Raw genomic sequence first — 14,697 nt, 5'->3', positions numbered from 1 at the left:
TACCTTTTAAGTCCAATATTGAACTACTGGATCACTACTAGATTTTAAATACTCTGTAATAGCTTTATTCTCCTTTTGGGTAACTCCTAAAAGACTAGCCTTACCCCTTTTGATTTTTTCCATAATGTCTGGATTTTGTGATAAATAAAGTATGGTTGCTTGCACAATAAATTCCTCCTTAGAATGCAATTTTTGTAAACTGATCGATATAGTTACTTGACATTTTTAATAATTGTAATTCTTCAAGTACTTCATTTTTAAGCATTTGAATTATCATATTGGTATAATGTATAGCTCCTAGATCTTCTATTTCATTAAAGACCTTTTCCTGTTGAAAAAGTAAGCTTTCGTATGTAATCTCTCCATTAATATAACTAGATAATAAATTATCCTTTCCAACACTTAACATATATAAAATAGGTATAGTTTTTAACTTTCTAGCTACATCACTTTTCCTATTCCAATTGTAAATACTTTTGATGTCATTGTTCATTTGAGCAATCATCCCAATTTTCTCACTATAATTCTCAATCTCGGAAGGTATTTTATTTAAAGCTAGAAGTGTACCTAACGAACATGCAATTTGTGTTAGCGAACCTGATTTTAATCTTATTACCTCATAATAATCAGTTTCATTCTGGATATCATTGGTTAGATCCCTATGTTGACCAACTATTATTTTTTGTACGGTTGAATAGAATAATTGATTCATTTCACTTAATGATCTATCTTCAAAGACATCGTCTAATATATTTTTAATCAATACCAATAATCCGGAAGTAATATTTAACACAATCGATGAAGGATATTGCATCCAAGTTGCTTGGTGATTATCCCTATCTTCTAAATCATCATATATATCAGCGACCAGTACCAATAATTCAATCGCTGCTGCAACTGAGTAGATATCTATCCTTTTTCCACCAAAGTATTTATAGTGAAAAATAACTAGTTCATAAAACATAAACCCTTCAGTTTTGTGTTTATAGTTGACAAATTCGAATACAATAGATTTCATCGCACTATTGTTAAGATAGTTATTTATATGTGATTTCATTTCCTCAAACACATGCCTATTCAATTACATACACCCACATAGTCTTATTTTACTATATTTAGTATATATGATATTGGATAATTTTTCTACAATTAATTGTCATATTTCTTCTAATTTATTTTAGTAGCCAAACTAGAGATGTAAAATAGTAAATTGTACATTAATAATTTTCTTCTTATTATTAGCCATAAAATCAAATTTCTGTGATAATAATTTCTTTACACGTCATGATAATGTAGATAACTTCCTAATTTTATCGGTTAATATTTGTGATAAATATTTTACATTTGTGACTACAGATGGATTAGGTAGTGGTAAAATTTATTTCTTTTCATTAAAATCTATTTAAAGGGGATGAAATAGATGATGCTGATGAAGTGATAAACGATAAAGCAAAGCGGGAACAATTCAAAGCTGATATTCTTCAGTCGATAAAAAACACTCCATAAGTTAGACCTATGAAGTGTTTGATTAGTTGTTTACTTTTCTTGAGCTATCTTCTTATCTAAATAGTTAGGAACAACCATTCCAATAAATAATACAACAGACACCGCCATGATAGTAGCCATCAACCATTCCCCTATCACGATAAGCAATAGGACAAATAATACACCTGCGAATATCATTAGCTGCTGCATCCATTTAATAAAAGCTTGCTTTCGTTCACTAATTCCAATTGGATACAGATCTAACCATACTAATGTTGCATGGTGCTTCCATAACGGAATCACCTGTAAAAAGATCATATACATAAATAACAAAGCAAAAACAAGCTTTAGCCATGAATTGGGAACGAAATAAATCAGTAAACCGCCAATAACAAGCAACCTTACATAGATACCTAAATATTCTCCACTTCTAACCGTTGTTAAGCGGTACAAATAAGGATATGCCTGCTTCTGTTGGAAAGGGATCGAACCGGTTAACAAGCGGGCAAGCCAGTGACGCTTTTTTACTGGTGTTTCCATATGGGGCACTTCCGTAAACATATTGGCCAATCTGTAAAAGGAACGCATTCGCATATAATCACTTTCAATTAACAAATCCCAATTTAATGCACGCTGTTTTCTAGCTGTCTGATAGTTCGTAACAAAAAGAACGATAAGTAAAGCAGTAATGATCGCTAAAAAGATCATTTCTTGCACTAGAAAGAAATACACTAACGTTATAATTAAAGCAAACCTTACGACCTTGTCCATCCTTCTAGTATTCTTATCCCGAACACGTAGCATCCACCAATTTGCTGCTAAACTCCAAACTTTTATCACCAACAATACCACAAACAATAAACCGAATGACGAGTTCTCTGGAAAAACAGTCATATATAACGGTGCAACAGCAGCGATTGCTAATACAAATAAATAAAGCTGTGTCACAAAACTGTAGATTAAAGCTCTAATGAAGTATCCTGATAGTTGTGATTCTGCTGGAATCAAAAAGACGATATCTGCCCTCTTTAACAATGTTTGAATCGGACTGTGTGCCGTAACCACACCTAGTACAACCGCAATCACCAAAGTAGACGGAAAGTAATCAGGAATATCTTCTAAAAACTGCTGATAATATACAGACATTGCGCCGACAATAAACACCATGGCAATCGCAAGATGTCCTGTCAGTATATAACGCAAATATCTGCTTAATTCCTTCATATGTGCAGACAAACGTTCAACAAATAACCGATGGGAATTAAGCATATTGATCGGCTTCTTTCGTTAATTGAATATACAGGTCATCTAACGTAGCTTGTGGACGGTCAAAGGACTTTCTTAATTCCTCCAACGTCCCTTTTGCCCGAATGGTTCCATCATGTAAAATAACAAAACGGTCACAGTATCGCTCTGCTGTTGCTAAAATATGTGTTGACATTAATACACCAGCACCTTGCTCTTTCATCTGATTCATTAATTGTAGATAGGATTGAATCCCAAGTGGATCTAATCCGACAAAAGGCTCGTCCACAATATATAAATCAGGCTCAACCAGAAATGCACACATAATCATCACCTTCTGTCTCATCCCTTTAGAAAAATGAATCGGAAACAATTTCAACTTCTTGTCTAATCGAAACTCTTTTAACAAAGGTGTGACACGTGCCTGATAAACCTCTTCAGGTATATCATATGCCATAGCAGTTAAACGCAAGTGCTCTTCTAATGTTAATTCATCATACAAAACAGGCATTTCCGGAATATAAGAAAAATGTTGTCTATAGCTTTCTGGTGCCTCTTGAAATGTCTTTCCTTTAATCGAGACAGTTCCTTTTTTAGCTTGCATTAAGCCAATTACATGCTTAATCGTCGTACTTTTTCCAGCACCATTTAATCCGATCAATCCAACAATTTCATTCGGCTTCACATCAAATGAAATACCATGCAGTACATTTTTATGTGTGTAACCACCTTCAAGATCTCTAATATGTAATAAAGGCTCCATCTATTCAACGTCCTTTCTTTTTCACTTGCTTATACGTATTTCCATTTCCTAATCATTATACCAAATTTTATTTGTATAAAGAAAAAAATTCGGTACAAGCTATGAAGGAAGGGGGAAAGAAAAAGTGTTATATCGATCCTTTCAACAATTGAAAATCATTGTTTCTAAATTTGATTATCACGTACTTTATCCGAAAGAATCTTCCCCGGTTCAAGGTTAAAGTAAAATTTCTCCCCTTCATGCAGGATGTGCTATGAAACGATATGTCGTTTTGTAGCATTCCTGCTTTTTTTTACCCCTTAGCATTTTAAAGAATCATGAAAATAATGTATAATATGAAGAAAGAATATAGCATTGAAAACATTCTTGATTTTAGTGCTAAAGATCTAGACACATCGTATAAGGTTATTGCATAATGAGGAAAAGACTTGTAAATTGAAGGAGCGAACGATATGGAAACGCATGATGATTGTATTTTTTGCAAAATTGTAGCAGGTGACATCCCTTCGGCAAAAGTCTATGAGGACGCAGATGTTTACGCATTCCTTGACATTAGTCAAGTGACGAAAGGGCATACGTTAGTCATACCTAAACAACATACTAAAAACATATATGAAACAGATGAGACGATCGCTGCAAAACTGTTTGCACGTATACCGCAAATTACAAATGCCTTAAAAGAAACATTTCAACCTGCAGGAATAAATATACTAAATAATAACGAGGAAGCGGCTGGCCAATCTGTGTTCCATTTACATATACATCTCATCCCTCGTTATGATGAATCAGATGGCTTTAAGCCTAATTGGATCACACATGAAGATCAATACGATTTAGCTGATCTTGCCTCTCAAATATCAACAAACCTTTAATTTTTTTTAAAATGATGGTTTGATTATGAACGAAAAAGAGAATGTTATATATATGAAAGGAGTGTTCGGAATGATTAACAGCAAGTCATTATTAATCGGCTTTTTAGCTGGAGGATTAGTAAGCGCTGCTGCTACACTATTAAGCACACCAAAAGCAGGAAAAGAATTACGAACTGACGTTAGAGAAAAGAGCGATGAGGCTATACGCTATATCAACCATTTAAGAACAGAAGGTGTCGACATAAAAGAACAGATTACCAAAACTTCAAAAGAGGGTGCAGCGTTAATTAAAGATCTTTCCGCAGATGTGAAAGAATCGATTGAATCATGGAAGAAAACTGTCGAACCACATCAAAAAAATATTCAAAAATATTTAACGCAAATTGAAGAAAGCTTAAAAGAACTAGAAGACAAGACAAATGCACGATCAGATAGTTAATAAGAGAAGCGCAGAGCGCCCGTTTAGAAACGTAGCGACTTCAGCATCAACTGAGATAAAGGAATCACGGTGAGTTTACGAACCGATGATGACTTATCGTAGGGCGATTCGTGAAGTCGCCTAGTTTTTGGGCGCTTGGAGCTAGACATCTCCGCAAATTTTATACTTTCTTGTCCTATTAGAAAGGGTTGGCTGCTTGCCAACTCTTTTTTCATGCCTTGCGATAAAATGCTTATCAAAATTTTACATAAAACCTATTGATTTTTCATACAAAACATACTATAGTCATGTAGTGTTATTTTAAAAGAGTCGATTTTAGAAAAGGGGTGATCCTGGTGAACTGTTGGGATTCCATCAATGTAACCAAAAAACTTGGTTTTTATCGAAGTCTTATTTTATCTTTATTATTTGGACTATTATCTTTTATCTTTTTGTATTTACCATTTACATTGATTCATAAAGATGTTGTAGTAAAAGACCATGGTCTCATCCCAGTGGTATTTGGAGTAGCACTATTACCTTTGCTACACAAAGCATTACGAATTTTACCGTTAATATTCACCAATAAAAACTTGCGAATTAAATGGACATTAGAGAAGGGATTCATCCCTAATTTCCATGTAAAAAATCATACAAAAACAACCAAACCGACATTCTTTTTTGCTTTGTTGACTCCAACATTAATGATCACAGTTCCTTGTATCATTGGCAGTTATTTTGTTCCGGCCTATTATCCTTATTTTCTGCTAATTGGTGCAATTAATTTAAGTTTATCTTATGTTGATTTTCTATATATTCGTCATTTATGGAAAGCACCGAAAAAATGTCTAATATCTAATGAAGAACAAGGCTATGATATTTTAATACCACGTTAAACCCGTTTCGCTATAAGACGAAGCGGGTTTTTATATTTTCCATCCTTTATGATTCAGGCACGAGCATGATATAATACCTTCATACATATTTTTCAATTTATAAAAAGACATACTGTTCAAATCTTTAATTTTTTGTTAAAGTAATGACATGAGAATAAGGAGGTAAGCTTGATGCTGTATGTTTTTGTCATTTTTGCTTTTTTTATATTATTTATATTCAACTCTTTAACAATGAGACTTTGCTTACAAACTGAAATGTCGCAGGAAAAGCAACCAAATGTTTTCCGAACTATTAATATTTTAATTACCATTTTACTTGTATCTTCATATGTCGAAGTTATATATATTTAATGAAAAATGAGTAAAAAAAATGTAATCTGCATTTTTCTTGTTATTTTTAATGAGAAATGTGTTATATTATTGCAAGAGTTAAAAAATAGCTTTAGTAAATAGTAGGAGTGTAGGTAGAATGAAAAAATTAGCAATCACTGCAACATTTGCAGCAAGCGTTATCGCACTTTCCGCGTGTTCTTCAGATGATTCTGAAACAGTTGTGGAAACAGGATCGGGTAATATTACGAAAGAAGCATTTTATGATGAATTGGTAGCATCCCCTTCTGGTGGACAAGTTCTCCAACAAATGGTGCTTGAAACAATTCTAGAAGATAAATATGAAGTATCCGATGAAGAAATTGATAATGAAGTCGAACGAGTGAAAGAACAATATGGAGAAGATCAATTTGAAATGGTCTTAAACCAAAATGGTATTGAAGATGAAGATGAATTCCGCGATCAGTTGCGAGTAAGTTTACTTCAAGAAAAAGCAGCAACAGAAGATGTCGAAGTTACTGACGAAGAAATTCAACAACGTTATGACAGAATGCAAACAAATCTCGTTGCTAGCCATATTCTTGTTGGCGATGAAGATACTGCCAATGAAGTCATTGACAAATTAAACGATGGTGAAGACTTTGCAGAATTAGCTGAAGAGTATTCCACAGACCCTGGCAGTAAAGATAACGGTGGCGACTTAGGAGAATTTGGAGTTGGCCAAATGGTTCCTGAATTTGAAGACGCAGCATACAATCTTGAAATTGACGAAATCAGTGAACCTGTTCAAACTTCAAACGGCTTCCATGTTATTAAAGTGACAGATCGTGTAGATGTAGAAGATGTGGAACCTTTAGAAGATGTAGAAGATCAATTAAGAAGAGAGATAGCTAACACCAAAATTGATCAAGCGGCATTACAAACAAAAATTCAAGATCTTATGAAAGATGCTGATATCGATGTTAAAATCGATCAATACGAAGATTTATTCACATTTGAAGAACCAACGCTAGAAGAGCCTGCTACTGATGAAACAACTGAAGATGAAGCCACAGAAGAGGAAACGTCAGAAGAAGAATCAACAGATAGCGAAGAAGCTTCTGAAGAAGAAACTGAATAAGAACGAACACAGCCCCTATCTTCCATTAAGTGAGAAGATAGGGGCTTTTATGTTATTCTAATACTAAGTTGAAAAAGAATTAGGAAGTGATAATAATGACTAACCTGAAATATTTTTATGACATGATTACAATTGATTATGAGCTTGCAGATCTACAAAAAGAAAAACTAGCGACCAATTTCCCTGCACCTTCGTTACCAGAAGCGATAAAAGGCGTACATTTAAATACGTTAGCAAAAGGGACAGCCGTTTCAGCTCGGGTATTGTTAAATGAATTCGAAGTTAGAAAAACGAAAACAAACAAATCCTTCTTGAAAGTGACATTAAGTGATCAATCTGGAACCATTTCCGCAAAAATGTGGGATAACAATGGCGAAGTCGATGCAATGCTTCCCATTTTAGAACAAAAAGGTGTCTTTGATATCCGTGGTCAAGTTGATGAATTTAACGGCTTTAAAAGTGTTACCGTATATGAAATGACTCCGTGTACGGAAGATATCGATCCTTTTACACTATTAGCTTATACGCAGCAAGATATTGAAGCATTACGTGATGAACTGTTCGCCTACCTTTATGAATTGCAGCAACCATATCAAGACATCGCCATTAAAGCGATGGAACAGCTATGGGAAGGATTTCGTATTAGTCCTGCTGCCAAAGGATTCCACCACAATTATTTAGGCGGACTACTGAAACATACTGTTGGTCTGATGCGTTTTTGTAGATACATAACTATTCAATCAGATAATCCATTCCGTGCCGTGTTGCAATTAATCAATAAAATAGAAACAGAGTATAAATTAGAAATTTGGAACTCTTTAAAAGATGACCATGCCAGACCTGCATATGTATGGAAAGACAGTATTGACCATCTCTATCACATGGTACAAGGGATGGCTGAATATAAATATGACAGTATTAATTATGATGCACTGATAACAAGTATTTTGTTCCACGACATAGGTAAACTAGCAGAATATGATTATGCCGGGAAGTCATTTGATGTTTTCCACTTTTTATTCCCTACCGGTGAATTTAAGGACTCAAACCGTAAACAAGCTGGTATTGCCATGGACCCATTAGGGGTAAATATCGGTCATATTCCATACGGTGTCATGTTATTATCAAAAATGATTGAGCACCATAACATTGCGGTCACAATGGAGGATATCCATTTGATGTCTCACTGCATTCTTTGCCACCATGGCTTACCTGAATGGGGTAGCGCCGTTCGTAAACCTAGTAATCTAGAAGGCTATATCATTCACATTGTTGATTATTTAGATAGTCGTTATGAGAATACAGAAACAGATGAGGAGAAATAATAAGACTAGCTTAAACATATGTACAGCAACATATAGCAAAAGAGAACGAAATGGCTTCTTCCACCCTCTTTCACGATTTTTCAGTAGACGTTACAAAACTATTTTCTATTTAAATGGTTGGTGAGCTAAAACATAGTCTCACCTTTTCTACCACTGGAAACATCCATTTTTAGACTTTTTTGAATAATTTTATGTTATAATTCATTTACTCAGATATAAAATGGAGGGTTATAATTGTTTGCAGTCATTTCTATTATTATGCTTTTCATTCTATTATTCGTTGTGGATAAAATCCGACATCAACAAAACCGGATCATGAAACAAAATCAGGAGATCATTAGATTGTTAGAAGAGAACCATAACAAATAGACGAAATGGGGAATTTATATGGAATGGTATCACAATAACTATGTGGTAAGTGATGATAAAGAATTACTCGATCTGGATACCATTTATACACTTTTGAAACCAACATATTGGGCGAATGAGCGAAGCAAAGAAACGATCGCGCACAGCATAGAGAATTCATTTTCATTTGGGATTTACGAAAAAGATAAACAAATTGGCTTTGCTCGAGTTGTATCTGACCAAGCCGTTTTCTCCTGGATATTAGATGTTGTGATCGACTTGGAATATCAAGGACGCGGGAGTGGTTCTTTTTTGATGCAATGCATACTAGAACATCCCCTGCTTAAAAATACGAAATTTGCTTTAGCTACTAAGGATGCTCACCGATTTTATGAGACTTTTAACTTTACAGAGCGGCCATGTATGGTACGAAGAATGGTAAAGGAAGAACAGTAAAGATGCAGGAATGGTTTTTGACCGTAATGGATGAGTTTGGATATCTCGGTATTATGTTTTTAATAGCCTTGGAGAATATTTTTCCGCCTATACCCTCGGAAGTCGTGTTAACTTTTGGCGGTTTTTTCACTACGGTATCTTCCTTACATATAGTTGGTGTCATCCTTTCCTCAACTGCAGGTTCTGTTCTAGGCGCAATTGTATTATACTTGATAGGTATGCTACTGAACGTTCAACGCTTGGAAAAGATCATTGAAAAATGGGGACACATTCTCCGTATCAAAAAGGAAGACATCTACAAGGCTGATGCTTGGTTTGATAAATATGGCTATTGGACGATCTTCTTTTGTCGATTTATCCCTCTAATTCGCAGTCTTATTTCTATTCCAGCCGGAATGGCTAAAATGAATGTAACGCTATTTTTAATCTTTACCGCCTTAGGAACCCTGATCTGGAATACTATCTTAGTTTCATTGGGAGCATATGTCGGGGAATCATGGGAAGATATTGTCTATTATGTTGATATTTATGCTAACCTTTTCTATTTGCTTATTTTCCTTGGTGCTTTATTCTTTGTCATTCGTTTATTACGGAGAAGAAAATGAAATAAAGCCATCCTCACTCCACGGAGGATGGCTTTATAAAGCTTAATTCGGCAGTAATTTCTTCGATAATAAACGTAGTATCAACCATAAACTTATGGATATCAAAAATGGTATAACAAACCAACCAGGTAAAACCACCATCCAATATAATAAATACAGGCTAACCACAAAGAGAAACCAACTTAATATATAACACGTACTTGAAAGGAATTCGAATAAGGCAGCCATTGTTCAAAACCCTTCCTCTCTTAGTTTTTCCTTTTAATGATATAACCATTATCTATTTTATCGAAGCCCACTTTTGGATAATAATCCATTGCAGCTGGTGCTGATAACAGAATCAAAGCAACTTGCTCATTTAGTTCTGCTTTAACCTGTTCTATCAGTTCTTTACCAATTCCTTGATGCTGATAAGCTTCATCTACAGCTAAATCGGACAAATAGCAGCAATAGCTGAAATCAGTCAAGCCTCTTGCCACCCCTACTATTTTTTCCTGATCCCAAGCAGTGACTAATACATTAGCATGATCAAGCATTTGTTGTAGACGATCAAGGTCATCATAAGGTCTTTTTATGCCTGAAGCTTGAAACACTTCTGATAAGTCTCTTGGCGTTATCGTTACATCACTTTTATACATAATATGATTCATAGCACACTCTCCCATTATAATGTAATACTTGCTTTTGCTGTCGCATTAGCAGTGAAATAGAGGACTTGATGATCGTTACTTAATTCTTCGATCATCTCTAACACTTTTTCTTTTCGATTAGCATCAAAATGTACGAACCCATCATCAATTAAAAAAGGTAGTGCTAATCGGTTGGCCATGACATGACTTAATGCAAAACGAAGAGCAATATATAATTGATCTTTAGTTGCCTGTGATAATTCGATGACTTCAAAAACAAAGCCATCTCTGTCTTCTACAATCACCGTTTCATTATCTTCTATATATATGTGCTGATACCTACCCAACGTCAGTTTGCTAAAATACTGACTAGCTTGCTCAAACACTTGAGGCATATATTTTTGTGAATAAGTTGATTTTGCTTCCGTTAAGTTTGATAATGCCACTTGATAAACAGCCCATTGTTTTGCTATTTCTTGTAACTCTTCTTGTTTGATGGCCAGTTGATGCTTGAGAATTGAGGTATCCTCATTTGCCTCCAGCATCGCAATCGTTGCCTTTTTGTCACTTAATAATGCTTGCTTTTCTTTTATTTGCTCAGTAGTTTCGTTGATTACTTGTTTATACTCTTCTAATAAAGCCTGTAACGTCTTTTCCTCATCAAAATCTCCATCAGCGATTCGCTTGATTTCCTCTTCTGAAAAAAGGACAGCTAAGCTATCATATAACTGATTACGTTTTTGCTGCAGGCGATCAAGTTCTTCTTTCCGTTCTCCTTTTTCGATAAAGGCTTCCTCTGTATCCACTTCTGCCTTGTGCAATAACAGATTGATTTCCTCTTGGTACGGTTTTTGCTTCTCTACAACAGCATCCAGTTGTGATTGCCATTCTGCTCTTCTCGTTTGGAGCTGCTGATGCTTTGTTCTTTTTGCCTGCTCCTTCTCCATATTTGATTCTAAATCATCCGTATCTATTTCCAGGATATCAATGGCTCGTTGTTTTTCCTTTAACTGCTCGTGAAGATTACTTATTTCTGTTTCTAATTGTTGTATCTCCAAGAGCTTTTCTTTTTGCGTGATCACCTGTTGATAAAGCCTTGGCCAATAAGTCAATTCAACATTAGTTAAGAAAGGATACTGCTGCTTTTGATCGGTAATTTTTTGTTCGATTTGCTCGATGCGTTCTGTTAAAAAAGAAAGTCGTTCTGCTTGTTTTAACTGTTCATTTTGATATTTTTGTACATCTTTATCCATTTCGGATAATGATTGCTGGAGCTCCGTTTGTTGCTCGATAATCCGCTCCCGCTCCTGAATTTCAGCTTGAGATAATGAAACGACCTCTTTCAGATCAGGCTGTAACCATTGTTTAACTGCCTTTCCATATAGTCTAATTGCGACATTTTGACCTACAGCCAGAATAAGAGTGACAACAACCCATAGTAAATCAGTTACCAAGAAAAGCCCTACGGCTAGTAGGAACCCGATAAGGATAACGAGATTAGATACTTTCAATTGTTGTTGAAATGTTTGCTGCCATTTACGATATTGTTCTTGTTGTTCTGCTTGATTTGCTTGTGCAATCTCCTCTTGATATTGTTTGATCTTATCCTGACTCAGCAATGCTTTTTGTAGTTGTTCTTTTTCCTTCAGCAATTCCTGTTTTATTCTGCCCGTAGAGGATTTGTCGTTTTCGACATACTGTTTTTCCAAGGATAATTTCTCACGCTGATTCGCTAAATCTGCCCATGCTTCTTCTAGATAAAAAGGAAGTTCTGTCTCCCGTAATTGTTCAAACGTCAGGTTAATCTGCATATTTTCTAACTTGCTGATCATTTCCTTTTCGATTTCATTGATGCGTTTTCCGATTTGATGGATATCTGCCTCTATTTGGTCCATTTCATTTTGTATCTTTAACCCACGTTCGACCGTCTTAAATTTTTGATTAGGCATCAACGCCAACTGGCTTATCTGCTGCTCCACTTCGTTTAGATTATTACGCAGCACCTGCTCTTCACTTTTTAATGGTAAGAGCGAGTCCTTCCATTCATTTAGACGCTTTAATCCTTCAACCGGAAACGTAATAGTTGCATCTTGTCTTTTTAATTGAGCAGTGGTGAAATAGTAATCCTCGATTAAAGCATAGTGTGTTAACCGTTTTTCAGCTTGTTCCTGCCTTTGGATGGTGCTGCTCTTAGCTTGTTGTAGTTGGATTAATTGCTCGTCTAACTCTTCTATTTCTGTTAATTGTTGCTGATACTTACTTTCCTTCTCTTTCGCTTCGGTTAATTTCTTCTTGAGATCTGCTAGCTCTTGAAAAAGTTGATTAATCTCCGGCTTTTTTCCATACGGTTTAAACAGGTCTGCCAACGTTTTTTCCAAGTTTTTTTCTGCATAATAGATCCGATCTGACCCTGTCATCCCTACCGCTAATAAGACTTCATGCAAAGATTGATTGTCAAGATCTTGAATTTGCTTGAGGTCATGAGCATCAAATGTATAGATTGATTGGAATTCCTTACGATCAATCCCTTGCAAAGCAGATTTTAACCATTCTTCATCCATCTGTGTTCCGCTCTCACCATATATGATCGCCTGATTTTTATGCTTGCCTTGTACTCGTTCTATCGTGACAGTTTGGTTCGCAAGCCCGGAAACAGTAAGCCTCCCACCTACAGTTGATCCTTGTTTCGGTGTGAAACGTTCTACCTGTTTCGATTTCAAGCCAAACAAAATGTATAAAATAAATTGTCTCAAAGTTGATTTGCCCGATTCATTATCCCCTGCAATTTCAATAGGACCGTCTTGCTCGAGAGAAAAATGCTGATCAATCCATTTTCCAAAACCATATATATGTATGCTTTCTATCCGCAAGACTTATCCCTCCTTTTCATGCAGTAATTGATCTAAAAGATATTCTGCTTCGTGCAGGATTTCCGTTTGATCATCACCATCTAATTCTCGCAGCCATTTTCTTCCTTCTCCATGCTGCCATAACGGGCTGATTGTCTGCTCCAGATTTGTTTCTTGAAAAGCAGTTGCTAACTCTTCCAAAAAACGACCGCCATGTTGCCATTCAGAACGTTTAGCTGCCATGTTCCATTTATAACCGATAATATAGCTATGCTTTAATTCCTGATTCAAATAGGTAATCATTTCTGTTATCTGGCCATTAGTGAACCAGACTTCCTTGTCTTCCGCTACTTGCGAAAAAATGATCTGGATTAATCTTTTTCCTGTTTTCCATTGATTGGAGATTTCTATTAGCTGTTCCGTCACACTTGGAAGATCTGTCCAACCACTGGCATCTACTGGTACTTTTTCAAAGTTAATAGGAGATAGAGGTAGGAATTCAAGCTTTGCATTATTTTCAGATAAGCTGACAAGGTAGCAACCCTTTTCCCCTGTTTCTTTCGTTGACCTACCTTGGATATTTCCTGGATAGACAACTGGCGGACTTTCCGCTACTATTTCGCGCTTATGTATATGCCCTAGTGCCCAATAATCAAATCCAGCTTCTTTCAGTTCTGTCAGTTGAAAAGGAGCATAACTTGCATGATCCTGGTTGAGTTCATTTCCTATACTTCCATGTAACGTAGCGATATGAAAACAATGATCGGCTGTTTTCTGGTACTCTTTCGTTTTGTTTTCCACTACTGCTCTATTTTCATAACTAAAGCCATAGATTCTCGCTTGAACTTGTCCATCTTTGATAAATGAGAAGGATGTAACCTCTTCTTTATCAAAAACATGTACATTGTCCGGGTAGTTACGCGGAAAGGACTGACTGTTCAAATAATCATGGTTACCGTAAGAGAGGTATACTTTAATCTGTTGTTCTTGTAATCTTTGAAAAGCTTTCTGTAATGCCATATGCGCTTGCATGCTTTGTTCTTCCTGGTCAAAAATATCTCCTACTAAAAGGACAAAATCTACTTGATGTTTGATGGCTTGTTCGGTGAGATTTTCTAAGGCTTGAAATGTACTTTGTCTAATATCTCTTAATAATTCAGATGGTATGTCTTTCAATCCTTTAAATGGACTGTCTAAATGTAAATCCGCACAATGAATGAAAGAAATTTCTTTTTTCATCATTCTTCACCCTCTTCCTCCCTCTATTGTAGCAGAGCATAAATAAGAATGCACGTTCGATTTGTCTTTTTTATGGAATTTTATGTTAAACTTTAAATACGGGGGTGACGTGGTGGT

Annotated in this window: 16 protein-coding genes; 9 read left to right on the top strand and 7 right to left on the bottom strand. The window is 35.6% G+C overall.

Annotation, left to right across the window (positions count from 1 at the left end):
- Positions 1-6 precede the first annotated feature (6 nt).
- The 4 genes from comX to D569_RS0117275 all read right to left on the bottom strand — a co-directional run bounded on the left by comX (position 7) and on the right by D569_RS0117275 (position 3,493).
- On the bottom strand, positions 7-165 hold the full coding sequence (gene comX / locus D569_RS24100; RefSeq protein WP_018933690.1) for a competence pheromone ComX: 159 nt from the start codon (positions 163-165) through the stop codon (positions 7-9).
- A gap of 13 nt (positions 166-178) precedes the next feature.
- Entirely contained in the window at positions 179-1,057 is an 879-nt protein-coding gene (locus tag D569_RS0117285) for a polyprenyl synthetase family protein (protein WP_156822992.1), read from the bottom strand.
- Between the two features lie 479 nt (positions 1,058-1,536).
- Complete coding sequence (locus D569_RS0117280) at positions 1,537-2,754, bottom strand: ABC transporter permease (protein ID WP_018933688.1); 1,218 nt, start codon at positions 2,752-2,754, stop codon at positions 1,537-1,539.
- Positions 2,747-3,493 (bottom strand): ABC transporter ATP-binding protein, encoded by a 747-nt coding sequence (locus D569_RS0117275; RefSeq protein ID WP_018933687.1) that lies wholly within the window; start codon positions 3,491-3,493, stop codon positions 2,747-2,749. Before D569_RS0117275 ends, D569_RS0117280 begins: the two co-directional genes overlap by 8 nt.
- 452 nt (positions 3,494-3,945) lie before the next feature.
- Between D569_RS0117275 and D569_RS0117265 the strand changes: the two genes are divergently transcribed.
- From D569_RS0117265 to D569_RS0117225, 9 genes are all read left to right on the top strand, one after another.
- The gene (locus D569_RS0117265) at positions 3,946-4,365 is read left to right on the top strand and encodes an HIT family protein (RefSeq protein WP_018933685.1); all 420 of its coding nucleotides are present in this window, start codon (positions 3,946-3,948) and stop codon (positions 4,363-4,365) included.
- A 70-nt stretch (positions 4,366-4,435) separates the two neighbouring features.
- Positions 4,436-4,804 carry a YtxH domain-containing protein gene (locus tag D569_RS0117260; protein WP_018933684.1) on the top strand — a complete coding sequence of 123 codons (369 nt, stop codon included), beginning with the start codon at positions 4,436-4,438 and terminating at the stop codon, positions 4,802-4,804.
- Positions 4,805-5,139: 335 nt separating this feature from the next.
- Positions 5,140-5,679, top strand: a complete 540-nt coding sequence (locus tag D569_RS0117255; RefSeq protein WP_018933683.1) for a DUF3267 domain-containing protein — start codon at positions 5,140-5,142, stop codon at positions 5,677-5,679.
- 171 nt (positions 5,680-5,850) lie between these two features.
- The gene (locus D569_RS24915) at positions 5,851-6,030 is read left to right on the top strand and encodes a hypothetical protein (protein ID WP_018933682.1); all 180 of its coding nucleotides are present in this window, start codon (positions 5,851-5,853) and stop codon (positions 6,028-6,030) included.
- A 118-nt stretch (positions 6,031-6,148) separates the two neighbouring features.
- On the top strand, positions 6,149-7,129 hold the full coding sequence (locus tag D569_RS0117245; protein ID WP_018933681.1) for a peptidylprolyl isomerase: 981 nt from the start codon (positions 6,149-6,151) through the stop codon (positions 7,127-7,129).
- Positions 7,130-7,224: 95 nt separating this feature from the next.
- A complete protein-coding gene (locus D569_RS0117240) occupies positions 7,225-8,454 on the top strand; it encodes a hypothetical protein (protein ID WP_018933680.1) in 1,230 nt (409 codons plus the stop codon).
- A gap of 234 nt (positions 8,455-8,688) precedes the next feature.
- A complete protein-coding gene (locus D569_RS25040; RefSeq protein WP_018933679.1) occupies positions 8,689-8,823 on the top strand; it encodes a hypothetical protein in 135 nt (44 codons plus the stop codon).
- An 18-nt stretch (positions 8,824-8,841) separates the two neighbouring features.
- The gene (locus D569_RS0117230) at positions 8,842-9,258 is read left to right on the top strand and encodes a GNAT family N-acetyltransferase (protein WP_018933678.1); all 417 of its coding nucleotides are present in this window, start codon (positions 8,842-8,844) and stop codon (positions 9,256-9,258) included.
- A gap of 2 nt (positions 9,259-9,260) precedes the next feature.
- Positions 9,261-9,863 (top strand): DedA family protein, encoded by a 603-nt coding sequence (locus D569_RS0117225; RefSeq protein ID WP_018933677.1) that lies wholly within the window; start codon positions 9,261-9,263, stop codon positions 9,861-9,863.
- A 248-nt stretch (positions 9,864-10,111) separates the two neighbouring features.
- Here D569_RS0117225 and D569_RS0117220 read toward each other — a convergent pair whose 3' ends face one another.
- The 3 genes from D569_RS0117220 to D569_RS0117210 are packed head-to-tail and all read right to left on the bottom strand — an operon-like array spanning position 10,112 to position 14,583.
- On the bottom strand, positions 10,112-10,513 hold the full coding sequence (locus D569_RS0117220) for a GNAT family N-acetyltransferase (protein WP_018933676.1): 402 nt from the start codon (positions 10,511-10,513) through the stop codon (positions 10,112-10,114).
- Between the two features lie 14 nt (positions 10,514-10,527).
- Positions 10,528-13,362: an ATP-binding protein gene (locus tag D569_RS0117215; RefSeq protein ID WP_018933675.1), complete on the bottom strand. Its 2,835-nt coding sequence runs from the start codon at positions 13,360-13,362 to the stop codon at positions 10,528-10,530.
- 3 nt (positions 13,363-13,365) lie between these two features.
- Positions 13,366-14,583 carry a metallophosphoesterase family protein gene (locus D569_RS0117210; RefSeq protein WP_018933674.1) on the bottom strand — a complete coding sequence of 406 codons (1,218 nt, stop codon included), beginning with the start codon at positions 14,581-14,583 and terminating at the stop codon, positions 13,366-13,368.
- Positions 14,584-14,697 lie beyond the last annotated feature (114 nt).

It is taken from the genome of Gracilibacillus lacisalsi DSM 19029 (assembly GCF_000377765.1).
Lineage (GTDB): Bacteria > Bacillota > Bacilli > Bacillales > Amphibacillaceae > Gracilibacillus > Gracilibacillus lacisalsi.
This window is presented reverse-complemented; position numbering and strand designations above follow the sequence as displayed.